The organism is Streptomyces sp. NPDC058646, from assembly GCF_042716875.1.
GTDB lineage: Bacteria > Actinomycetota > Actinomycetes > Streptomycetales > Streptomycetaceae > Streptomyces.
This window is the reverse complement of sequence record NZ_JBHXRK010000001.1, coordinates 17,136-40,361: the sequence shown is the minus strand read 5'-3', so window position 1 is coordinate 40,361 and position 23,226 is coordinate 17,136. Positions and strand designations below refer to the sequence as shown.

The 23,226-nt window shown below is 70.7% G+C and carries 14 protein-coding genes and 3 pseudogenes; 13 read left to right on the top strand and 4 right to left on the bottom strand.

Annotation, left to right across the window (positions count from 1 at the left end; genetic code table 11):
- The first annotated feature begins 95 nt into the window (after positions 1–95).
- The 5 genes from ACFWUZ_RS00135 to drmB all read left to right on the top strand — a co-directional run bounded on the left by ACFWUZ_RS00135 (position 96) and on the right by drmB (position 13,030).
- Positions 96–1,271, top strand: a complete 1,176-nt coding sequence (locus ACFWUZ_RS00135) for a magnesium and cobalt transport protein CorA (protein ID WP_384364493.1) — start codon at positions 96–98, stop codon at positions 1,269–1,271.
- Positions 1,272–1,841: 570 nt separating this feature from the next.
- Positions 1,842–6,551, top strand: a complete 4,710-nt coding sequence (locus tag ACFWUZ_RS00130) for a sacsin N-terminal ATP-binding-like domain-containing protein (RefSeq protein ID WP_384364490.1) — start codon at positions 1,842–1,844, stop codon at positions 6,549–6,551.
- Positions 6,548–8,068, top strand: coding sequence for an NERD domain-containing protein (locus tag ACFWUZ_RS00125; protein ID WP_384364487.1), 1,521 nt, complete (start codon positions 6,548–6,550; stop codon positions 8,066–8,068). The genes ACFWUZ_RS00130 and ACFWUZ_RS00125 overlap by 4 nt, the downstream gene beginning before the upstream one ends.
- On the top strand, positions 8,065–11,238 hold the full coding sequence (locus ACFWUZ_RS00120) for a helicase-related protein (RefSeq protein WP_384364484.1): 3,174 nt from the start codon (positions 8,065–8,067) through the stop codon (positions 11,236–11,238). The genes ACFWUZ_RS00125 and ACFWUZ_RS00120 overlap by 4 nt, the downstream gene beginning before the upstream one ends.
- Complete coding sequence (gene drmB, locus ACFWUZ_RS00115) at positions 11,195–13,030, top strand: DrmB family protein (RefSeq protein ID WP_384364481.1); 1,836 nt, start codon at positions 11,195–11,197, stop codon at positions 13,028–13,030. Before ACFWUZ_RS00120 ends, drmB begins: the two co-directional genes overlap by 44 nt.
- Before the next feature lie 98 nt (positions 13,031–13,128).
- Here drmB and ACFWUZ_RS00110 read toward each other — a convergent pair whose 3' ends face one another.
- From ACFWUZ_RS00110 to ACFWUZ_RS00100, 3 genes and pseudogenes are all read right to left on the bottom strand, one after another.
- A complete protein-coding gene (locus ACFWUZ_RS00110; protein WP_384366350.1) occupies positions 13,129–13,632 on the bottom strand; it encodes a hypothetical protein in 504 nt (167 codons plus the stop codon).
- 126 nt (positions 13,633–13,758) lie between these two features.
- Positions 13,759–14,601: pseudogene (locus tag ACFWUZ_RS00105) on the bottom strand (NAD-binding protein); the annotation flags it as partial.
- Positions 14,602–15,121: 520 nt separating this feature from the next.
- Positions 15,122–15,292: pseudogene (locus ACFWUZ_RS00100) on the bottom strand (response regulator transcription factor); the annotation flags it as partial.
- 373 nt (positions 15,293–15,665) lie between these two features.
- Here ACFWUZ_RS00100 and ACFWUZ_RS00095 point away from each other — a divergent pair.
- The 8 genes and pseudogenes from ACFWUZ_RS00095 to ACFWUZ_RS00060 all read left to right on the top strand — a co-directional run bounded on the left by ACFWUZ_RS00095 (position 15,666) and on the right by ACFWUZ_RS00060 (position 22,412).
- Positions 15,666–16,136: a cation:proton antiporter regulatory subunit gene (locus tag ACFWUZ_RS00095; RefSeq protein ID WP_384364478.1), complete on the top strand. Its 471-nt coding sequence runs from the start codon at positions 15,666–15,668 to the stop codon at positions 16,134–16,136.
- A 6-nt stretch (positions 16,137–16,142) separates the two neighbouring features.
- Positions 16,143–17,387 (top strand): cation:proton antiporter, encoded by a 1,245-nt coding sequence (locus ACFWUZ_RS00090; protein ID WP_384364475.1) that lies wholly within the window; start codon positions 16,143–16,145, stop codon positions 17,385–17,387.
- Positions 17,384–17,557, top strand: a complete 174-nt coding sequence (locus ACFWUZ_RS00085) for a hypothetical protein (RefSeq protein ID WP_384364472.1) — start codon at positions 17,384–17,386, stop codon at positions 17,555–17,557. The genes ACFWUZ_RS00090 and ACFWUZ_RS00085 overlap by 4 nt, the downstream gene beginning before the upstream one ends.
- Before the next feature lie 537 nt (positions 17,558–18,094).
- Positions 18,095–18,295 carry a hypothetical protein gene (locus ACFWUZ_RS00080; RefSeq protein ID WP_384364469.1) on the top strand — a complete coding sequence of 67 codons (201 nt, stop codon included), beginning with the start codon at positions 18,095–18,097 and terminating at the stop codon, positions 18,293–18,295.
- Positions 18,296–18,675: 380 nt separating this feature from the next.
- Positions 18,676–19,908, top strand: a complete 1,233-nt coding sequence (locus tag ACFWUZ_RS00075) for a cation:proton antiporter (protein ID WP_384364466.1) — start codon at positions 18,676–18,678, stop codon at positions 19,906–19,908.
- Between the two features lie 157 nt (positions 19,909–20,065).
- Positions 20,066–21,123 (top strand): annotated as a pseudogene (locus ACFWUZ_RS00070) (PucR family transcriptional regulator).
- A gap of 104 nt (positions 21,124–21,227) precedes the next feature.
- Positions 21,228–21,665 (top strand): DUF6153 family protein, encoded by a 438-nt coding sequence (locus tag ACFWUZ_RS00065; RefSeq protein WP_384364463.1) that lies wholly within the window; start codon positions 21,228–21,230, stop codon positions 21,663–21,665.
- 96 nt (positions 21,666–21,761) lie between these two features.
- On the top strand, positions 21,762–22,412 hold the full coding sequence (locus tag ACFWUZ_RS00060; RefSeq protein ID WP_384364460.1) for a DUF305 domain-containing protein: 651 nt from the start codon (positions 21,762–21,764) through the stop codon (positions 22,410–22,412).
- A gap of 173 nt (positions 22,413–22,585) precedes the next feature.
- Here the strand turns inward: ACFWUZ_RS00060 and ACFWUZ_RS00055 are convergent, their stop codons facing one another.
- Positions 22,586–23,122, bottom strand: a complete 537-nt coding sequence (locus tag ACFWUZ_RS00055; RefSeq protein ID WP_384364457.1) for an FABP family protein — start codon at positions 23,120–23,122, stop codon at positions 22,586–22,588.
- Positions 23,123–23,226: the final 104 nt, after the last annotated feature.

Genomic DNA, 23,226 nt, shown 5'->3' with positions numbered 1-23,226 from the left:
GGACGGACCCCGCCCGAGCGAAGACCGATGCCCCTTTCCCCCATATATCCTGCACCTTGCCCGTAAACACACGTTCGACCGGGAGCAGACCTGCGATGTCGGAGCGCCCAGACCGCCGCCCCTCACCCGCGCCGTCCGAAAGGCGCCTGGGATGGCGCCGCCCCGCCTCCGCCCCGGTCACCCCTCCCGCGGGCCCTCCCGCGTCCACCCCGCCCCCCGCACCCCCGGCCGCCGCCCCGCCGAACCACCACCGCAGCGTGATCGACTCCGCCGTCTACCGCGACGGCCGCCGGATCGCCTCCCCCACCTCCCTGGCCGACACCTTCCGCCAGCTGCGCGAACAGCCCGACGGCATGGCCTGGATCGGCCTGCACCGCCCGACGGAACCCGAACTCCACTCCTTGGCCGCCGAGTTCAACCTCCACGAACTCGCCGTCGAAGACGCCCTGGAGGCCCACCAGCGCCCCAAGCTGGAGCGGTACGGAGACACCCTCTTCGTCGTCCTGCGCGCGGCCCGCTACCTGGACGCCCAGGAGGAGGTCGAGTTCAGCGAGCTCCACATCTTCGTCGGCCCGGACTTCCTGATCACCGTCCGCCACGGCGGCGCCCCGAACCTCTCCAGCGTCCGCCGCCGCATGGAGAAGACCCCCGAACTCCTCCGCCTGGGACCGGAGGCCGCCCTGTACGCCATCCTCGACTCGGTGGTCGACGGTTACGCCCCGGTGGTGGAGGGCGTCCAGACGGACATCGACGAGATCGAGACCGAGGTCTTCCGCGGCGACCCGGCGGTCTCCCGCCGCATCTACGAACTCTCCCGCGAAATGGTCGAGTTCCAGCGCGCGACCCGCCCCTTGGTCGGCATGCTCCACGGCCTGATGGCCGGCTTCGCGAAGTACGGCACGGACGAGGAGCTCCAGCGCTACCTCCGCGACGTCGCCGACCACGTCACGCACACCAGCGAACGCGTGGACGGCTTCCGCCAGGCCCTCACGGAAATCCTGACGGTCAACGCCACCCTGGTCTCCCAACAACAGAACGCCGAAATGCGCGCCTTGGCCGAAGCCGGCTTCGAACAGAACGAAGAGATCAAGAAGATCTCTTCATGGGCCGCCATCCTCTTCGCCCCCACCCTGGTCGGCACGATCTACGGCATGAACTTCGAGACCATGCCCGAGCTGAAGTGGGCAGCCGGCTACCCCTTCGCGATCCTGCTGATGGCAGTGGTCTGCGTCAGCCTGTACGTCATCTTCAAGAAGCGCGACTGGCTGTAGGAACGTTCAGCAGCTTGCGTTTCGAGCACGCGACGTCCGGAGGGATGGCCGAGGCAACGACGAGGGCCTGCTGACGACGTGCGCGCCCTGAACGAGGGCGACCTGCCGGGAGACCCGCCGCCTAGGTCGGCTACGGATGCGGCAGTAACCAACATCTGGACACAGCCTCATGACCGATCCACCTGCATGATCGAATCAGGTTCGGAACACCCTTGAGCAGCGATCGCATCAGACCTGTCCCTTGATCCGGATTCATGGCGTCTACGTCGGTCGCATCGTCTAGATTCATGTGCAGTCGGACTATGCCGGGTTGCACACGTCCGGCCACCGAGCGACGACATAGGGGTCAAGGTTGCGACACTGGGATGGGGCTGGGCCGAGAGACGGTCGTGGCGCTGTCGAGCGGTCCGGCGGCTGCATGCATGTCCGTCCATCCGGCGATCCTCCCCACATCGCTCGCGAGGCGATATCGCGCCCGATCGAGCTTGTTTCCCCGGGAGTTGGAGCCGCTCCGAGCAGGCCTGTATCTTCCGACGGCTCGGATGCATTCGAGATGAGGAGCGGTCGCCCGTGACGATCACGCCACAGTCCTGGACGCCGGACGCGGGCCTCGTGGGGGAAGTGGGGGATCAGTTCGAGAGGGCTCTCGCCTCCTACCGGGCCAACGCGCACCTCGTCTCCGAGCACGCCAATCACGAGGAGTCCATCCGGGTCGGCGGGTATGCCAATCGGACACTGCTGGAGCTCGTCCAGAACGCCGCCGACGCCATGTCGGGGGTCGGTGACGACCGAAGTGGTTTCGCAGGGCGGGTCGAGATCGTCCTCGACCCGGAGAATCAGACCCTCTACTGTGCCAACGCCGGTCGCCCATTCTCCAAGAACGGACTCACCGCGATCACGCACGCACACCTCAGCGGCAAACGAGGTGACGAGATCGGGCGCTTCGGGTTGGGGTTCAAGTCCGTCCTGGCCGTGTCGGACGCGCCACAGGTGTTCAGCCGATCGGTGTCGTTCGAGTTCAACTCGCGCACGGCACGGTCCGAGATCGGCCGGATCACGTCCACCGCAAGGCGCTATCCGATCCTGCGCACACCCACTGTCGTCGACCCGTTGGCCAGGTTCGCCGAGGACCCGATCCTCGCGGAGCTCGCCGAGTGGGCTTCCACCGTCGTGAAACTTCCGCACGCCGCCAACCTCGGCCGACTCCGTCGGGAGATCGAGTCGTTCGCCTCGGAGTTCCTGCTCTTCGTCGGCGCTGTGCGCCAGGTCAGGCTCAGGGTGCTCGGCCCGGACGGCTTCCGGACCAGCCACACCTCTCGCGACTTCGGAGGCGGGGTTTTCAAGATCGAGACCCCGGACGGTGGCGGCGACGAGTGGATCGTCACCGACCGCATGCACGCACCGTCCATGGCAGCGCGCAAGGAAGTCGGTGAGGCCGTTTCCCGTACGGAGGTCAAGGTCACCGTCGCCATCCCGAAGCGCCACGCTAGGCAACGCATCGGACGGTTCTGGTCCTACTTCCCGCTCCAGGACCAGACGTCTGCGTCCGCGCTCTTCAACGCTCCGTGGAGCGTGAACGACGATCGGACCACGTTGCTGGAGAACGACTACAACCGGGAGATCCTCGCCACGCTCTCGGACATGTTCGTCGACGTGCTGCCGCAGGTGACGCAGCCCGACGACCCTGCCGCACACCTCGACTACATGCCGGCGCGAGGACGGGAGCCGTTGTCATTCGGCGACAAGCTGCTCTGCGCACACGTGCCGGAGACCGCTGCGGGCGTCGACCTGGTACCCGACGCCACGGGGACCCTGGTGAACGCCGACATCCTGCGCCCCTTGGACTTCGCCGTCCAAGCCCAGCCTGACGTCCATCGTGCGTGGAGCAACTCCACGCACACCGCCGCCGACGTGCCGCATTGGCGGTGCTACACGTCGCCCCAGCGCATCACCCGTCTGCGCCAGCTGTTCATAGCGGCCAGTCCGCACGGGGGCATCGACGCGACGGACAGGGACCTGAAGCGAGCCCTGGAGGAACTCCCGAAACGCGGACTGCTCTCCTGGCTGCGCGAGTGGGCCGAGGGGCCGGACACGGTGTCCTCGGCCAACGCGTTCAAGTTCGTACTCGGGTACAAGCCCCAGTCCGAGGTCTATCGGGCCAAGGTCGTCCCGACCACCGAGGGAATGCGGTCACTCGCGGACAGGAGCGTCGTTTTCCTGCACCAGGAGGAGGGCGTCGAGATCGAGGGAGCGATCTTCGTCTCTCCCGGCTTCCTGGCCCAGCCCGGTGTCGACGAGGGCCTCAGACAGGTCGGTTTCCGGGATCTGGACCCGCGCGCGATCCTCAACGCGCGCCTTGCCACGCTCTCAGGTTCCTCGGGCGACGACGAACTCTCCAAGCTCTGGGACGCCGTTCTCGGACTGCCTCCTCGCGAAGCGGGCAAGGTGTTGGCCGGCCACCCGGCCACGGTCAAGGTGCCGACCCGTGACGGTGGATGGGCCTGGCCGCGCACGGTCTTCGACCTCTCCGAACCCTTGGGCGACGAGCACGCATCAAGGACGTTGGACCGACGGCGCTGCATGCCCGAGGTTGCGCACGAGCTGGGTGTGGTCCGTGCGCCGAGGCGCAGATATTTCGCGGAGGACGAGCCGGCGCTAGCGCAGTACCGGGAGTGGGTCGTCGCAACGCTCAACGCCGATCAGGGTCCCGGCGAACGGCCGATCGAGAACATCGACCTCCTTCCCGGCGAGGGCCCGGGGCCGTTCTCCATGTTGTCCATCCTGCTCGACTCGGATGCATCCCCGAAGTTGCGCGAGAGCTGGACCGTCGGCCTGCTCGAAACCGGCGACGCCGAATGGACGTGCGAGGACCTCGACACGGGCCGGACCCATTCCGTGCCGTCACCGGTTCGCTGGGCGGTGGACCGTGCGGGTCTGCTCCACTCGAACCGCGGGTACCGTCGGCCGGCCGACGTCGTCGCCCCGTCTCTCGTCAAGTACGAGAAGCTCCTGCCGTTGTTCCGCGGACCACGCCAGGTCCCCGAGGCATTGGGCCTGCCGGACGAGCTGGAAGCCGTACCCGCTCCCGTGCTCAGGGAAGCACTCGAAGCCGAGCTGTTCCCGCCCAACATCGAGGACACCCTCCTCGTCGAGTTCATCACGACGGCGTGCAGCATCGCCTATCCGGGTGGCCATCCCCCGAGCATTCCCGCCCGGGTGAAGCGAGCCACCGAGTCGCGTTCCCCCGCGTCCGTCTACCTCGCCACGACGGACGAGCAGCAGGAGTTCCTCTCCTCGCGTCAGCGTCCGTACCTGCGCGTGACGGATGCCCAGGCGCTGGAACTCGTGGCCTCGGTGGGGTGCCGGCGATTCGAGGACAGCTTCGCGTTCTCGATGGTGATCGACGGGGAGCAGGGCAGCGAGCGGGTCGTCGACGTCTTCACCGGGCTGCGCAGCACGCACGTCGCCGACAAGCTGACCAACGCGACGGTCGCCCGGGCGATCCAGGTGGTCAAGCGTGTGACGACAGAGGACGGCGTCGAGGACAAACCGCTGCCTTGGCACCTCGACGGGTCGGCCCTGGTCGTACGCGGCGATGCCGACGAGCGGCGACTCCTCGGCTGCGTCAACGACGCGTTCGAGCTCCGGCTGACGAACGCCGAGCTCGAGGGCGTCCTCAGAACGGGTCTCGACCACCGGCTCGAGGGACTTCGGCAGGAAGCAAAGGCGGCTTCCACCGACGCCGAGCGGCTCGACGTCTACTTCGGGCCGGACGACCTGCGGGAGGCCTTGCCCAAGGGGCTGTGGCAGGCTCTGGAGACACAGGGACTGCTCGATGGCGACGCCTCCGTCTCCGAGCTCTTCCTCACTGTGTACGGATCGGACTCGATCAAGCTGCTCGCCGATCTGTTCCGGCAGGAGGGCTTCCCCGACGTGCCGAGTGCGTGGGGTGGGGGCCCCGCAGCCATCTCGTGGTTGCGGAAGATGGGCTTCGGGACCAAGTACGCGGGCCGCCGCAACGAGCGCCAGGAGCACGAATTCGTCGTCCCGGGCGCCGTGAAGCTCAACCCCCTCCACTCGTTCCAGGAGGAGATCAGCGGCAAGCTCAGGAATGTACTTGTCCAGCCCGACGCGAACGGTCGTCATCAGAAGGCGATGATGGAACTCCCGACGGGTGCAGGTAAGACGCGCGTCGCGGCGGAGACCGTCCTCAGGCTCTTCATCGAGGGTGCCCTGCAGGGGCCGGTCCTGTGGATCGCACAGTCGTTGGAGCTGTGCGAGCAGGCGGTGCAGACCTGGACGACGGTCTGGCGGGGGCTCGCGGACGAGCGGCCGCTGACGGTGGGGCGGCTCTGGGAGGGCAACACCGTCCACGAACCGGACACGGAGTTCAGCCTCGTCGTCGCGACGGACGCCAAGCTCGACGTCATCCTCGGCAGTCCGGAGTACGCGTGGCTCGCCGACTCGTCGGCAGTCATCGTCGACGAGGGGCATCGTGCGGGCGGTTCCGAGCGGTACACGCGCATCCTGGACTGGCTCGGCGTGGCCGGGCGCGGCTGGGCACGCCCCCTGGTCGGTCTGTCCGCGACACCGTTCAAGGGGACGTCCGAGGCGGCGACGACGGCCCTCGCGAACCGGTTCGGCAACCAGAAGCTCAATGCCTTCGACTCGGATGCGTACAAGCAGCTCGCGGAGATCGGCGTACTCGCGCGGGTCGAGCACCAGGTGCTGAACGGCATCGACGTCCAGCTCCGGCCTGAGGAGATCACCGAGGCCACGGAGCAGCGCAGGGTCAGCCCCAGTGTCATGGAGCGGATCGGCCGGGACCAGGCCCGCATGGCCACCCTCGTCAACCACATCATGGGTCTGAACGAGGACTGGCCGGTGCTGGTGTTCACTCCGAACGTCCTGTCGGCCCAGGTGCTCGCCGCGACGCTGAGGTACCGCGGGGTCGAGGCGGCGGCGGTGAGCGGACAGACCGGCAGACAGGAACGCCGCGACATCATCACGAAGTTCAAGAAGAACGAGATCCGCGTCCTCACGAACTGCGACCTGTTGATCCAGGGGTTCGATGCCCCGGGCGTCCGCGCCCTGTACATCGCTCGCCCGACCTTCAGCCCGAACGCCTACATCCAGATGGCCGGACGTGGTCTGCGCGGCCTCGCCAACGGCGGTAAACCCGAGTGCCTCATTGTGGACATGGCGGACAACTTCGGCGACGTCAACGAATTGCTCGGGTACCGCGAGTACGAAGACCTGTGGAAGGAACAACGCGCGTGATCCTCGTTCCCGATCTTGCTGATATCGAGAGGAACGCGGACAGCGACGCCGAACGCAGGGTCGCCCGTCTGCTCCGAGACATGGAGGGCGACCCCGACGCAGTCGCCTTCCATTCGGTGAAGCTGCGGTCCCACGCCTACAAGCAGCAGGCGGAGGCGGACTTCGTCATCCTCTGGAAGAAGGTCGTCATCCTCGTCGAGGTGAAGGGCGGGGGCGTCAGGAAATTCGACGGGGCCTGGTACAGCGTCGACCGTCGCGACGACTGGCACAAGCTGGCCGGTTCCCCGATGGAGCAGGCCCGTTCCGCCATGCACGCGCTGCGGGACATCCTCCATGAGGAGGGCATCGGCTGGTTCGCCCACGAGGCCGTCGTCGTCACACCCGACACCGAGCCGCTCCCGCACTCGGTCGAATGGCAGCCGACCCATTGGCTGGCGAAGGACGCCATGAGCAGGGAGCACATGACCCGTGCGCTCGACGCCGTCGCGGCGGCCTCGCGCAAGCCTCCTGTCGGCCGGAGGTTCGCGAGGATCGAGGACCTTCGGGCCCGATTGTTCGGCGAGTTCACGCGGATGCCCGTGATCGACGCGCAACGCGGGGCGGTCATCGAGGAACAGAACCGCGCCACGGCGAGCCAGGCAAGGGTCCTCGCATCGCTTGCCCGCAACCCTCGCGTGATGGTGTTCGGAGGTGCCGGGACGGGCAAGTCCCTCGTCCTCGTCGAGGCTGCCAAACAGGAGGCGGACCAGGGGAGGTCCGTACTGGTGACCTTCCGGTCCCCGGAACTCGTGCGCTTCTTCGCCCCACACGTGACCGGTCGCAACATCGACGTGGTCCCGTTCGACCGATTGCGGCCGACCAAGGGCTACGACGCTGTGTTCGTCGACGAGGCACAGGACCTGATGACCGCGGAGGCGATGGACCTGCTCGACGCAGTCGTCGTCAGTGGACGGGCCGGCGGTCGGTGGCGCATGTTCCTCGACATGAACAACCAGGCACACGTCGACGGGGGCTTCGACCGGGACGTCTTCGAACTGATCGCCCCCGAAGCGCTGTCGGTCGACCTGGACCTCAACGTCCGCAATACGCGAGCGATCGTGCACATGGTGCAGGAATACCTCGCGGCGGACGTCGGCGATCCGGGCATCGTCCACGGGGAGCGGGTCCAGTGGCACACTCCTGATGCCGAAGCCGACCTCGCCGCGGCCGACTCCGTGGCACGCCGACTGCTGGCCGACGGGGTCCGCGGTCCTGACATCTGGATCATCAGCACGACGTCGACCGCGGCTCCCCACGAGATGCCCCGCGGACACATCGTGACGAGCCCGAGGTACGCGAAGGGTCTCGAAGCGGAGCACATCATCGTGTGCAACCTTCCCCGGACCTACGACGACGCCGGGACCGCGGCCTTCTACGTGGCGGTCACGCGTGCTCGCGTCTCCCTGCACATCGTCGCGTCCAAGGAGGACCGACGACGTCTCCAGCAGCTGCTCCCCCAGCGGGCGGTGACCCGATGAGCAGGACCAAGGCGCAGGACCTCGCGCTGGATCACCTTCGTGCGGCGTACGTCGGACCGGACAGCGGCGAGGACGAGGTAGTCACCAACATGCCGGACCGGCAGTACGCCGTCGGGATGTTGTTCCCCGCCGGGTCTTCGGCGGGTACCGGGGACGGCGACGAGGGGGTGGAGGTCTCGGCCGATGTCACCGAGGGAGACGTGGAGGAGGCCGACGCCGGCGTGCCGCTGGCCGAAGACTGGCGCCCCTCGTCGGTGGCGATCTCCTTCGTCACGGACCGGGACACCGTCTCGTGCGACTTCTCGGGCGGCACCTACCAGCCGGTGACAGGCGACGGGCCCCCGCGCTGGCAGCGCCGGCCCTTCCGGTTCGACGGGATCGAGCTGTCCGGCAAGCGCCCCCCGTACGAGTTCCGGGCGGGAGAGGTGGAGCTGGAGATCGGATCGAGATGGCGCCCGTACGGCGACGTCCATCTCGTGACAGTGCATGCGCGCGTGCTGTCCAAGTCGACGGGCAACGACCGGTCCGACATCGCCCTGATGCTCTTTCAGATCGCACTCGGGGTGACCCCCGCCCGCGACGGGCAGATCTTCGAGTACGACGGCGCCCGGTCGCTCGATCTGGACGAGGAGTCCGCCGAACTACGGCTGCGCTACCGGGACAAGAGGGTGTACGCGGTCGGCCACGGCATGGCGGCCGACTGGGACCTGCGGGACGGCGCGTGCACGCGTGTCTTTCTCGATCCCGTACCGGCGTATGTCGTCCCCGCGGTCGAGACCACAGGGTTCGCTCCCGGATCCGAGGCGGAGAAGGCGCTCCGCCTCGACCTCCTGGAGCGGATCCACGCGGAGCCCGCTGCGGTCCTGCCGACACTGGACGTATTCGTCGCGTCCTTCTCCGACTGGGTCGCGGAGCAGGAGGACCGGGTCGGTGAGCACGCAGAGGACGCTCCTGCAGCCCAGTCGATCACCGAACGGGCGCGCATCGCCGTGCGCCGCATGGAAGCCGGTGTGGACCTGCTGCGTGACACGGACCAGGACGCCTTGAGGAAGGCGTTCGCGCTCGGGATGGCCGCGATGCGGCTGCAGCTACGTCAGACAGCGATCAAGAACGGCAAGGACCCGGCAGCGGTGGAGGAGCCCCGCTGGCGCCCCTTCCAGCTCGGCTTCCTGCTGGTGTCCCTCGCGTCGACCGTCGACGAGAGGCACGACGACCGCGAGCTCGTCGATCTGATCTGGTTCCCGACCGGCGGAGGGAAGACGGAGGCCTACCTGGGCTTGGCGGCGATCGAGATCTTCCATCGCCGGATCGTGCACGGCGTCGCAGGTGCCGGTACCGCGGTGATCACTCGGTACACGCTCCGTCTCCTGACGTCACAGCAATTCCAGCGCGCGGCTTCCCTCGTCTGCGCCATGGAGGTCCTGCGTCGCGGCGACCCGCGGGTGAAGGGCATGGCCCGGTTCTCCATCGGCCTGTGGGTCGGCAACGAGGTCACCCCTGCCACGAGGGACGACGCCGAGGGCGCCCTGGAGCGCCTGCACAAGGCATCCCGGCCCAAGGAGGTGAACAGGTTCCAGGTCGAAAGCTGTCCGTGGTGCGGCGCCGCGCTCCTGCCCGAGGCCAAGTCCCACGACCGGGCTCGGTACGGCTTCCGGCTCGTCGGCCGCGACGTCGTCGTCCACTGCACCCGTGAGGACTGCCGGTTCCGTGACGAGCTCCCCGTGGGCGTGGTCGATGACGTGCTCTACGAGGATCCTCCGACGATCCTGTTGGCCACGGTGGACAAGTTCGCCCGTCTCCAGTTCAAGCCGGAGGCGGGCCGTCTGCTCGGCCTCGACACGTCGTTCCGGCAGCCTTCCCTGATCATCCAGGACGAGTTGCACCTGCTGTCGGGGCCGCTCGGCACGACGGTCGCGGTCTTCGACGCCGTGGTCAAGATGCTCCTGGGCAAGAACGGATCGGCTCCCAAGATCGTCGCCTCGACGGCCACGATCCGCGCGTCGGACGCGCAGGTCCGGGCGCTGTACGGGCGCAGCGTCGCCCTGTACCCCCCGGCGGGGCTCGACGGCGACCGGACCTTCTTCTCCCGACCCGTGGAGAGCGGCGAGGGCCGTATGTACGTCGGGCTGATGCCGCAGTCCCTCTCCCAGGTCTCCGCGGTGATCGCCGCGACCGCTCCGATGGTCGAGATCCCCGAGGTGCTCGCCGGAGCACCCGATCCGGAGACGACTCGGGACTCCTACTGGACGGCCGTGATGTACCACAACAGTCTCCGTGAGCTCGGTCGCTCGGGGACGCTCGTCGTCGACGATGTGAACGGGCGCCTGGAACCGCGTTCGGAGCGCTTGGGCCTGCCGTTGCGTCGGGTCCAGGCCGACCGGGTCCTGGAACTGACCAGCCGACGGGGTCCGGAGGAACTCCCCAATGATCTGCGCGAACTGAACCGGAGCGTGGACGACGGGGACGGGGCCGTCGATGTGGTCCTGTCCTCCAACATGTTGTCCGTGGGGATCGACATCCCACGACTGGCACTGATGCTGATGGTCGGCCAGCCCAAGACGACCGCCGAGTACATCCAAGCCACCAGCCGGGTCGGCCGCGGGCGCAACAACGGCATCGTCACGACGCTGTTCCGCTCGAACCGTGCGCGCGACCGCTCGCACTTCGAGACGTTCCGCGGCTATCACGAAGCGCTCTACCGCAGCGTCGAACCGACGAGCGTCACCCCCTGGTCGGTGGCGTCCCGCGGACGATCGCTCGCCGGCGCACTCGTGGCGTTGCTGAGGCACTCGTTCTCCACCCTCGCCGAAAACGATCGCGCGTCACGTCTCGACCTCTCCGACGATCGGATGCGCGGGGCGGTCGACGGGCTCGTCGCGACGTTCCTCGACCTGGTGAGCCGCTCCGACGGTGCAGAGACCGAGGAGACCGAGGAAGAGGTGCGGCGGCTCCTGTGCGACTGGGACCGCCGCGCGCGCCTGGCGCGGGAGGCCGGATCCACACTGTTGTACGACCGAAGAAAGTCGGACGACAACGCTCTGTTGAAGCGGTTCGGTCAGCGGGGCGAGGGGTGGCTCGTCGCCGACTCGATGCGGTCGGTCGAGCCGAAGGTCGCCGTGCAGGTTCGTGAGCCGATGGAAGGAGGCGACCGTGGAACGCATCCTGCATGACCTGCGGTTGTCGGAAACGCTCTCACCGTTCGGTGTGGGGGCCATCGTCGATGTGCTCGGGGAGTCCCTGATCGCACCCGACACCTCGTGGTGGGACCGCAGGTTCGCCCCCGAGATCAGTTGCGAACGGCTCCTCTCACGGCTGGGCGCCGGTGTCCTGCGCCAGGCACCGGCCCACTCGGGGCGCGCGGCCAAGGGGACCCCGCACCTGCTCTACTGGCGGTTCCCTGCCTGGCGGTTCTGTGAGAGGTGCACCAAGCTCTCCCAGTTCACCGGCAAGAACAAGGGCCGCTTCACCAACAGTTGCGAGTGCGGCGGGACGCTCGTGCCCATGCGCTACGTCGCCGTGTGCCGGAAGGGCAGTCACATCCAGGACATCCCCTGGTTCAAGTGGGCACACCGTGGCAACGACGGAGGCGTCAGCGACGCCGTGCGGTTCTGCCGCGCATACAAGGAACTGAAGTTCGTACGCTCGTCCCGGCTCGGGGAGGGGTTGGGGTCGCTCCGCGTCCAGTGCACCGGGTGTGGCCGGTCCCGTCCGCTCTCCGAGCTGGTCGGCAATGAGTCGCTGCACCGGGACGGCATCCGCTGCGAGGGCACCCAGCCGTGGGAGGACCCGAAGCCCGATCACGTCTGCGATCACCACCTCGCCGCCGTTCAGCGCGGTGCCACCGGCAACTACATCGCGGATCGTCTCTCGGCGCTCGACATCCCTGAGGAACGTCCCCGGTCCGAGCGGACGACGGACCTGATCCGGGGCCATGTGTACTTCGAGAAAGTGGTGGCCGACAACGGCGGCCCGCAGGCGGAGATGGTGGCCGGATGGATCGCGGACGAGATCGAGGGGGTGTCGCCGGAAGACGTCCTCGCCCTTGCCGCCGGCGGTGAGGACTCCGGCGAGTCCCCACTCCTCGACCTCAAGGACGGTGAATGGGCTGCCTTCGTCCAGAAACTCGATGGCGGCAGGGACCACGGTGCGGGCGACTTCGTCGTCGACGGCTGGCGGATGCCCGCCACTGCGGATCGCTTCTCAGCCCTCACCAGCCGACTCGTCGGTGTGGGCCAGGTGCGCCGGGTCCGTGAGGTCAGAGCGCTGCGCGGGTTCCGACGTCACGACGCCGACTCCGATTTCATCTCTGCCGATCTCGGTCCGGACCGGCGACGGAATCCCGTCTATCCCGCCGTCGAGACGTTCGGCGAGGGGATCTTCCTCCGGTTCGACGAGAAGCGGATGTCCGAGTGGGAGGTCCTGCCCGAGGTCCGCGCACGGGCCGACATCCTGGCGCGCCGCCGGGACGTGAGCCCGTGGGCCCAGCGCCTGGACGTGCCCGAGCCTCGGTTCGTCGCGCTCCACACGATCTCCCACCTGCTGATCCGCCGGCTCGCGTTCGCGAGCGGTTACGCGTCCGCGGCCCTCCAGGAGCGCATCTACGCACACTCCGATCGGCCGGACCGCACCGCGGGCATCTTCATCTACACGGCGGCCGGGGACGCACAGGGAACCCTCGGCGGGCTCGTCCGACTGGGCGCGCCGGACAGGATCCTCCCCCTTCTGCTGGCCGCATTGAGTGACGCAGATGTCTGTTCGAACGACCCGGTGTGCATCGAGAGCGATCGCCAAGGCTCGTCGCAACTCAATCTGTCGGCCTGCCACGGATGCGCCCTCGTCAGCGAAACCTCGTGCGAGACAGGAAACCGCCTGCTGGATCGGCAGCTCGTCCTGGGCGGACGGCACGTGCCCGGCCTCCTCGACCACGTGCTCGGTCAGGTTCGGCACAGGACGGACCTGTAGTACAGCATCTGGCCCGAGGGGACCTCGTACGCGTTGCGGGTTCGCCGCAAGACTCATGACACAGCGGGTTCGCCGTGCCTGCGGCGGACCGCGAGGGGTCATCTCGTGGGTGCCGGCGTCCACAGGCTCACGCTCCACAGGTCGCCGTGGCCCGCGTGGTAGCCGCGCTCTTCCTCCTCGTCGTCCACGACGATGACGGAGACGCCCGCCGCCCGGTGTTCGAGGAAGCCTCCCTGGGCGGCCACCTTGAATGCGGGGGCTCCGGGGATCCGGCCGAGTGCCTCCTGGACGTCCTTCCAGGCTACGTAACGGGGGAAGTCGACCCCCGTGGCACGGGCCCACTCCGCCGCCCTGTCGTAGCCGAACGCGAGGCGGTGCAGTTCGATCGACCCGCCGGACATCACCCACCTGCCGGCGTGGTTGAGGTTGAAGTAGAACTCGACGAATCCGTAGTCGCGGCGCAGGGACTCGCCGCCCTCGTCGACGACATCGACGAAGCGGTGGGGGATGGCCCGGTCGACCTCGCCGAGGGGAGAGCCGGTGACGAGGCCGTGCAGGCGGCCCGTCGCGATGAACGAGGCCAGGAAATCGATGCCGGTCACGGTCGGTCGGTCCTCCCACTCCTGCGGCTCCATGGTCCGAGGGGAGATCATGGCAGCCCCGGGGGGCGGGGAGCAGAGCCGGGGTGCACGGGTCAGGCCGGCGGGGACGGGGGGGTCGGCGTGGTTGAGGAGTTCGGCCAGGCCCAGGCGGGTGGCGGCGATGACGACGCGGTCGGCCGGGCCGAGGACGGAGGCCGCTGACGTGGCTGCGGCCGTCGAGCCGGGTGGTGCGCAGGCCGGGGCGGCGCTCGGACGGGTCGGTGGCGAGGACCCGCCGGTGTCCGGGCCGGAACGTGTCGGCGATGGTGCGGCCTTCGAGGTGGGGCAGGCCGGCGACGTCGACGGCGGCGGAAAGCAGGACGCGGCGTTCCACGGGTACGGCCCCCAGGACATGTCGGCCCATCATGGCGCCGGCCAAGGCGGGGCGGCCAAGGAGGTGACACTGCGGCTTCGGGTGAGGGCCTGGGGGTGTGCGGCACGCAGGTTGGGGTGGACGGCGGTGGCGAAGTCGTCGTCGTAGAGCCGCAGGGCCACGCGCAGGTCGGCGGTGATGGTGCGTGCGCAGAGGACGGCTTCGAAGTTGGTGGTGTCTAGCTGGTGAGTGCGAGGAGGGCGTGGGCGCGGTCGGTCCGGGCGGCTTCGAGGACGCCTTCCTGGGTGACGTCGCCCAGTACGACGGGGACGCGCAGGCTCCGGGCGAGGGCGATGCCGCGGGCTTCGGGGTCCTCCTCCACGCAGACGACGGTGACTCCGAGTTCGCGCAGGCGGGCCCGTACGCGGGTGCCGACCTGGCCGAGGCCCGGCAGGACGACGTGGTCCGCCGTGCCGCGGGGCGGCCGGCGCAGGGCGGAGGCGGAGCGGAAGGAACCGAAGGCTCCCAGACGGCGGCGATCAGGACCGGTAGGAGGAGCGGGCCGACAGGCCGGTGAAGAGCTGGAGCAGCCGGCGCTCGGTGGGGTCGCCGAGCGCGGGGTCGCGCGGAGGGCGGTGGCGTCCGGTGCCTCGGCCTCGACCGCCCTCGTGGTCCGCGGCAAAGCGGGGCCGGTGGTGTCGGCGTCGGGCAGCAGCAGCGTGACGAGCTGCCGGTGGATGTCGTGGGGTCGCCCGCCAGCCGTACGGCGAGCGCGTCGTCGCCGCACACGAGCATCAGGTCCGCCCCTGTACGGGTGCGGGGCCTGCTGGGGTGCCGGGGACATCGGGGGCGTCCGCGTCGGCGTGTTCTCCGGGTGCCGTGCCGCAGGCGCCGTCCCAGCCGGTGGGCCGCTTCTCCGACGGCGGTCAGGAGTACGGCGGACGCACCGCACCCCGGCAGGGTCACCGGCTGCCGCAGGGCCGCGCCCGCCGGCCCCAGGACGAGGGTGACGGCCGTGCACCACGCCAGCAGCGGCCCCAGCCGGCGCAGCGTCGTTCCCCGGGCGCTCCGGGCGCGGTCGCCTGCCGGTTCGCCGGCGTGATGCACGGGCCGTGTCCCGGGTCGGAGGTCCATCCGTCACGGCTCGATCAGGCCGACGCGGATGGCGTAGCGGGTGAGTTCCAGGCGGTCGCGCATCCCCAGCTTCTGGAGCAGGTTGGCCCGGTGGCGCTCCACGGTCTTGGCGCTGATGACGAGGAGGTCGCCGATCTCCTTCGAGGAGTGGCCTTCGGCGACGAGCTTGAGGATCGAGGAGCAGCAGGACGGCGGCGACGAGGACGGCCGCGTTGAGCAGGAAGATCCGCCAGTACAGCGACATGTCCGTCCCTCCCCTTCGTTCCCGCCTCCGAGCCCCGGCGGGCGCTCACCTCCACTGTCCCCGCCGGTACGGCCCCGCGCCTACGGTGACCTGCGACGGGATCCGTGTCCCCGCCTCAGCCTGTCGTCCGCCGGGGAGCTTGTCCATCCGTGGCAGCACCCATATCCCGCCCGTTCGGCGAGGTGGCACCATGACCCTGCGCGGCTTCGGGACCCTGTCTGCCGTCAGGACCTCCCGTCAGGACTGCGCCGCACCACTGCCGAACGCGAAGCAAGGGGGGACAGAGCTGTGCCTGCTCCACGGATGAGCACCACGCCACTGCCCGGCATCGGGGTCCAGTACGACCTCACCACCCGCGAACACCGCCACCTGTCGGTGATCGCCCACCGTGACGGAACGCGGACCGTGAACCTGTACCGCGCCGACGACCCGGACGCGTGTGCGCAGTCGCTGCACCTGACCGGGTCGGAGTCGGCCGCGCTGATCGACGCGCTGATGCCCGCCCACCACAGCCCGAACGTCCTGCACACCACCGACCTGGGCCTGGTCGCCGAGCGCATCGAGCTGTCCGCCCACTCGTACTGGAACGGACGCCTGCTGGGCGAGACCCGCATGCGGACCGAGACCGGGGTGTCGGTGGTGGCCGTACTGCGCCGCGCCGAGGCCCGTCCTTCCCCCGCGCCCGACTTCCGGCTCGCGGGCGGGGACACCCTCATCGTGATCGGCACCCGCGAGGGCGTCGACGCGGCGGCCTCCGTCCTCGGACGGGAGTGAGCGCCGGTGCACTCCGCCGTCTTCCTGATCGAGTTCGGGGCGATCATCCTGGGGCTGGGTCTGCTCGGCCGCGTCGCCGGGCGCCTGAAGTTCTCCCCGATCCCCCTCTACCTGCTGGCCGGGCTGGCCTTCGGCACCGGCGGGCTGCTGCCCATGGGTGCGAGCGAGGAGTTCGTCGCGATCGGCGCCGAGATCGGCGTCATCCTGCTGCTCCTCATGCTCGGCCTGGAGTACACCGCCAGTGACCTGGTCTCCAACCTCAGGACCCAGTACCCGGCCGGTCTGGTGGACTTCGGCCTGAACGCCGTGCCCGGCGCGGTCGCCGCGCTACTCATGGGCTGGGGGCCGGTCGCCGCCGTGGTGCTGGCCGGCGTCACCTGGATCTCCTCGTCCGGGGTCATCGCCAAGGTCATGGGAGACCTCGGGCGCGTCGGCAACCGCGAGACCCCGGTCATCCTCAGCATCCTGGTCCTCGAGGACCTGGCCATGGCCGTCTACCTGCCGATCATCACCGCGCTGCTCGCCGGGGTCAGCCTGGCGGCCGGGAGTGCGACGCTGGCCATCGCCCTCGGTGTGGCGGGCGCGGTCCTCTTCGTCGCGGTGCGGTACGGACGCCACATATCCCGGTTCGTCTCCAGCGACGACCCCGAGAAGCTCCTCCTCGTCGTCCTGGGACTGACCCTGCTGGTCGCGGGCATCGCCCAGCAGCTCCAGGTCTCCGCCGCCGTCGGGGCCTTCCTCGTCGGCATCGCCCTCTCCGGCGAGGTCGCCGAAGGGGCCCACACGCTGCTCAGCCCGCTGCGCGACCTGTTCGCAGCGGTCTTCTTCGTCTTCTTCGGCCTGCACACGGACCCCGCGAGCATCCCGCCCGTGCTGCTGCCCGCGCTGGCCCTCGCGGTCGTCACCGCCGGTACGAAGATCGCCACCGGCTACTGGGCCGCGAAGCGGGCCGGGATCGGCGTCAAGGGCCGCTGGCGGGCGGGCGGCACCCTGGTCGCACGCGGCGAGTTCTCCATCGTGATCGCCGGCCTCGCCGTGACCGCCGGCATAGAACCGGCGCTCGGGCCGCTCGCCACCGCGTACGTGCTGATCCTCGTCGTCATCGGGCCGCTGACCGCCCGTTACACCGAGCCCGCCGCCGCCTGGTTCGCCCGCCGCCGCGCCCCGTCCGAACCCCTGCTCGCCGCCGTGCCCTCCCCCGCGAAGTCGCCGGAGAAGGCCCCGGACCAGGACCCGGCCGGCCGGACGTGAGCGAAGAGGCCTGGGTGGCGGTCACCGGCCGGGAGACCGTGCTGCTGCTCGCCGCCCTGGCCGTCTGCTTCGGGGGCGCCGTCGGCTTCGCCCGCACCCTGCCCCGCTTCATGCTGCGCAGCCCGCAGGGCGCGTCGACCGCGGACGCCACCCCGTGTCGAGTGCGCTGACGCTGACCGCGCTGATCGTCCTGGGGCCGGTGGGCACGGCGTACCTGGGCTGTCGCATCGCCTGGGGCCGGCGCCGCTGACGCTGATGCCGACGCCGCCGCTGACCGCGTCACGGCGGCCGGTCCCGGGCCGCGGTCGGTCGCCCCGGTCAGGAGCATCACCACCGCGCCCCGAGCGCCGCGGTGACGCGGTGCACCCGTTTCGGCCGCGATGAGCAGGTCGGGGAGTCCGCCGGTCGGCCGGCCCGCTCCCTTCACGTCCGGCCGGCCCCGTCGACCGCGTCGACCGCGTCGACCGCGTCAAGGTCGCATGAAGACTGCCGGGAGTCGGCAATGCGAACGGAGCCGCCGGCAGGGCACGATGGCCGGAGGTTCCGCCTCCTCTCCACGGCGGGGGCATCACCCGCACCCCACCTCGGTGGGCGGACGGACCTGCCGAATTAGTGATGACTGACCGTCATGCATCGTTGGCCATAAGGTAAACTCCCTCATCAAACGCTTATGCTCGATTGAGCGGACGAGTGCTCATTGTGGGGTCGTGGCGGTCCCAGGGCTCTGGACGAGCCGGAGCGACGAGACGGACGAGGGGGACGACATGGGCCGGAAGTTCCAGGCGGCGTGCCTCCCCGCCCCGTCGGCGACCCGCCGGCTGACCGCTCACCCCGCCAGGGCGGCACGGATCGACAACGCCGCGCGCGACAGCGTGCCCGATAGCACCACGGCCGGGCTCCACGCCTGACCGGGCCGTCCGCCCCCCACCGCCGGGCCCTCGCCCGCCTCGCCGTTCGCCCCGTCCCGCACGCAGCCCCGGCGTGCCGTCGCGTCGGGTGCCGATCCGCGCTGTGCGCCCGCATGCAGCCCCGGCGTCCCAGGGACCGGCCACGCGCGGCCGGGCGCGCCCCCGCCGCCCGCCGCCCCGACCGCCGACCGCCGACCGCCGGCCCGGCCCGTACCGGCCGCGGCACCCCGCAGCCCACTCCGCACCGAGCCCTGCACCCCGTACACCCGCACCCGCACACCTGCCGCACCGCGTGCCGCCCCGGGCCGTGACCTCTCCCTGCCCGGAGCAGCCGCCGAGGCACTGACGCCGTCACCGACCCGACCGGAGGACCGACGCCCGTGCATCACACGACCGCCATGCTGATCGAACTCGGAGCCATCATCCTTGTCCTGGGCCTGCTGGGCCGTCTGGCCGGCAGGGTGGGGTTCTCCCCCATCCCCCTGTACCTGCTGGCAGGTCTGGCCTTCGGGCACGGCGGCCTCCTGCCGCTGCGCGCCAGCGAGGAGTTCGTCGCGACGGGTGCCGAGATCGGCGTCATCCTGCTGCTCCTGCTGCTCGGGCTGGAGTACTCCTCGTCCGAACTCGTCGCCAGCCTCCGTACCCAATACCCCTCCGGCGCGGTCGACTTCGTCCTCAACGCCGTGCCCGGCGCCGTCGCCGCGGTGCTGCTGGGCTGGGGGCCGGTCGCCGCCGTGGCCCTGGCCGGCGTCACCTGGATCTCCTCCTCCGGGGTCATCGCGAAGGTCCTCGGTGACCTGCGCCGCCTCGGCAACCGGGAAACCCCCGTCGTCCTGGGCGTCCTGGTCATCGAGGACCTCGCCATGGCCCTCTACCTCCCCATCCTCACGGCCCTGCTCGCCGGTGCGGGCCTGGCGGGCGGCGCCCTCACCCTGCTGATCTCCCTGGGCACCGTGGGCGCCGTCCTGTACCTGGCGCTCCGCCACGGACGCGTGATCAGCCGGGCGGTCTCCTCCGACAACTCCGAGCTGCTCCTGCTGGTCGTCCTGGGCCTGACGCTTCTGGTCGCCGGGATCGCCCAGGGGCTGCACGTCTCCGCCGCGGTGGGCGCCTTCCTCGTCGGGATCGCCGTGTCCGGCGAGGTCGCCGAGGGGGCCCGCGGTCTGCTGACGCCGCTACGGGACCTGTTCGCCGCCGTCTTCTTCGTCTTCTTCGGCCTGTCCACCGACCCGGCCGCCATCCCCCCGGTGCTGGTCCCCGCGCTCCTGCTGGCGATCGCCACGACCCTCACCAAGATCGCCACCGGCTGGTACGCGGCCCGCCGCGCCGGCATCAAGGGCGGCGGCCGCTGGAGGGCCGGCGGAACCCTCGTCGCCCGCGGCGAGTTCTCCATCGTCATCGCCGGGCTGGCCGTCGGTACCGAACCCCGCATCGGCCCGCTGGCCACGGCCTACGTCCTCATCCTGGTGCTCGCCGGACCGCTCACCGCCCGCTACACCGAGCACCTCGCCGGGCGCCTCGCCGGTCTCGTCCGCCCGGGCGCCACGGCGTCCCCCCGGACCGGGGACGTAGCGGCCGGCAGCAGGCCCCCGGCCGTTCCCGCCGACGCGTGAGACCCGGGCGCGCCCGCACGACGCCGGCGCCCCGCCCGCACCCGGGCGGGCCCGGCGGCGCAGGACGGCCGCCGCAGGCCCCGGACGGGCGCCGCACCGATGAGACCACCACCGCTGCGGGTCCCTCCGGAGGACTCGAGGCCACCAGGAGGGCCCCATGACCGCGCACAGCACGCCCGAGCAGTTCCTCGACGGCTTCACCCGGATCCTCGCCGAAGCCTGCGCCACCGGCCGCCGGCTGACGCGCGAGGAGCTGCGGTCCCGCCACGCCCTGGGCACGGAGGCCGCCGCGAAGGGCACCGGCTTGCGGTTGCTGGTCCGCGAACACCTGCGGGCCGCCCGGGCCGCCTGGCCCGCGGGTGCCTCTCAGGACACCGTGCTGTCCGTGATCGAGCAGGCCGTCGACTCCTTCGCCGCCGGGTACGAGCAGGCCCAGCACATCGCGCTGCGCCAGGCGGTCACCGCGAGACGGGAGTTCATCGACGACCTGCTGCACGGGCTCGGCGACGCGGGCCACCTCGCGGCGCGGGCGGAGCACCTCGGACTGCGCCTGTCCCCGTACGCACACGGTCGCCGTGGCGGAGGGGCCGGAGAAGTACGACGAGACGGACGAGGTGCCCCGCCGGGTGGCGGCGGCGCTCTTCGGCCGGTTCGAGAGCCGCCGCATCCTGTTCAGCACCAAGGACGGCCGCATGGTGTGCATCGCTCCGGGCGACCAGGACGACGTCCTCGTCCACTTCGCCGAGCACTCCCATGCGGCCACCGGGGGCGGCCGGGTCGCCGTCGGCCGGGTCCGCCCGGGCGTCGTCGGCATCGGGCACAGTTACGAAGAGGCCCTCAACTCCCTCGACGTCGCCCACCGCATGGGCTTCGACGAACCGCTGATGCGCGCCGTCGACCTGCTGGTCTTCCCCGTGCTGGCCCGCGACAGACAGGCCCTGGTCGACCTCGTGGCCACCACGCTCGGTCCGCTCCAGCAGGCACGCGGCGGCGCCGAACCGCTCGTCGCCACCCTCACCGCCTACTTCGACACCGGTTGCAACGCCGCCGAAGCCGCCCGCAGGCTGTCGCTGAGCGTACGGGCGCTCACCTACCGCCTGGAGCGGGTCCACACCCTCACCGGCATCGACCCCTCGCACCCCCATGCACCGCTACACCCTCCACACCGCCGTCATCGGCGCGCGCCTCCTCGACTGGCCCACCAGGCCCCTGTGAGCGGGCGCCGCCCCGCCCGGCCGCCCCGGCCGTGCGGGGCGGCGGGCTGGGCCGAAAGGCGGACCGGGCAGGCCGGGCCCGGCAAGGGCTCGTACGATGAGCGCATGATCGCCGCCGTGCCGCGTACGCGCCCCCGCCCTGCCGGGCCGGGCTTCGTCCTGCTGGTGCTCGCGGTGCTGGCCGGCGTCCTGGCGATGCACGGTCTGGGGCCGAGGCCCGTGCCCGTCGCGGCGCCCCCATCCGTCCACGCGGCGCACCCGGCGGCCCACGCGACGCACCTGACGGCCTGTGCGGCGCAACCGGCGGCCGAACGTCACGGCGGGACCGACCGCTCCGTCCCCGCCGGCGCGCCCGAGCACCTCGCTCACGCGGACGGGACCTGTGCGGCGGCCGGAGTCGGCTCGGCGTACGTGCCGCCCCCGCTGGTCGCCTCCGTGGACGAGGCCCTTCCCGGCGGGGCGCCGCCCGGCGCGGCCCCGGCCGCCGCGTACACCGGCCGGGCGCCGCCCGACCTGGCCGAACTGCAACTCCTGCGGATATAGGACCCCGCACGGCGCCCGCCCGCCCCGGTTCCTCCGGTGGTGGCCGCGCCGCGCCCCGGCACGTCCTGACCGCCTCGCTCAAGGAGTTGCACCACCATGACCTCGAACCACTCGTCCCTCGGCCGTAACCCCGTCCGCCGCGCCGCCACCCTGGGCGCCGCGGCCGCTGCCACCCTCGTCCTGGCCGCCTGCGGTGCGGACGGCGGCGGCGCCACCGGGCACAACGGACACTCCGCCGCCGCCTCCCCGTCCGTGACGGCGGCCGGTCAGCACAACGCGGCTGACGTGGCCTTCGCCACGGGCATGATCCCTCACCACCGCCAGGCCGTGGAGATGGCCGGCCTGGCGCCCGACCGGGCCGAGTCGGCGCAGGTGAAGAGGCTCGCCGAGGAGATCAAGAAGGCCCAGGATCCGGAGATCAGGACCCTGTCCGGGTGGCTGACCTCGTGGGGCGAGCCGGTGCCGTCCGCGGACGCCACGGACCACTCGCAGCACGGGCAGGGGCACGGACCGGGCGGCGGCATGATGTCCGCCGAGGAGATGGACGAGCTGTCCAAGGCCTCGGGCAAGGCCTTCGACACCGCGTTCATGGAGCTGATGATCAAGCACCACGAAGGCGCGGTGGAGATGGCCAGGACGGAAAAGAGCGAGGGCTCCTTCGCCGCGGCCAAGACCATGGCGGACGCCATCATCGCCTCCCAGTCCGCCGAGATCGACACGATGAACGGCCTGCTCGGCAAGAACTGAGGTCTCCCCGCGGGGGCGGGCGGGCACCGATGTCCGCCCGCCCCCGCCGGCGGCCCCCGCTCCGGCGCGCCCACCGGGCCCGCCCGCGTGCGGCACGACCCGGCGCCGCCGGGCGTGTCCGTACCGGCACATCGGTGGCGGCGCATCCGTACCGGCGGAACCGCCGGCGTGCGTCAGTACCGGCGGAGCCGGGCCGCGAGGTGGTGCTGCATCGGCTGCCCCACCGCCGCCATCTCCTGCACGAACACCAGCTCGCCGTCGTGGATCCCGTACCGGCGGCGGGTAGCGGTGACCTCCTTGGCCATCGGGGTCCGGGCCACCTCCCTGGTCTCCAGCTCGATCTCCTCGCCCGAGACCCGCCCCACCAGGACCTCGACGATCCCGGTGGGATGGCTGAGCACCACCTCCACGGAGGCGTCGGGCAGCACCCGCCACCAGCCGGCCTCCCGCCCCGCGGGGCGCACCGCGGCCCCGGTCCCGTCGACGAGCCACGCGCGCGCCTCGTAGCGCAGGAAGGGCCGGCCGTCGTGGCTGAAGGTGATCTCCTGCTCGTACCGGAAGTCCTGTTCCAGGGTGGGGTACTCCCCGCGGCCCCGGCCGTGCCAGCGCCCCAGCAGCGGCAGCACCGGACGCAGCAGCGGGTGCGGCTGGGCACCCTCGCCGGGGGCGTGGCTGTCGGGGAAGGGATTGGCCTGGACCGGTTCGAGCACTGGGCACGCTCCTGCTTGATGTCTGCTCCGAAGGTGCGAAGCGTAGCCGTGGGACGGGCCGATCCGCCGACCCGGTGCGGTCGCTGCGCGTTGGCGTGCGGGTG

Bases quoted from the DNA above. Each gene is read 5' to 3' on its own strand.
- ACFWUZ_RS00135 (WP_384364493.1), top strand. From the start codon at position 96: ATGTCGGAGCGCCCAGACCGCCGCCCCTCACCCGCGCCGTCCGAAAGG.
- ACFWUZ_RS00120 (WP_384364484.1), top strand. From the start codon at position 8,065: ATGAGCAGGACCAAGGCGCAGGACCTCGCGCTGGATCACCTTCGTGCG.
- ACFWUZ_RS00095 (WP_384364478.1), top strand. From the start codon at position 15,666: ATGAGCACCACGCCACTGCCCGGCATCGGGGTCCAGTACGACCTCACC.
- ACFWUZ_RS00065 (WP_384364463.1), top strand. From the start codon at position 21,228: ATGATCGCCGCCGTGCCGCGTACGCGCCCCCGCCCTGCCGGGCCGGGC.
- ACFWUZ_RS00060 (WP_384364460.1), top strand. From the start codon at position 21,762: ATGACCTCGAACCACTCGTCCCTCGGCCGTAACCCCGTCCGCCGCGCC.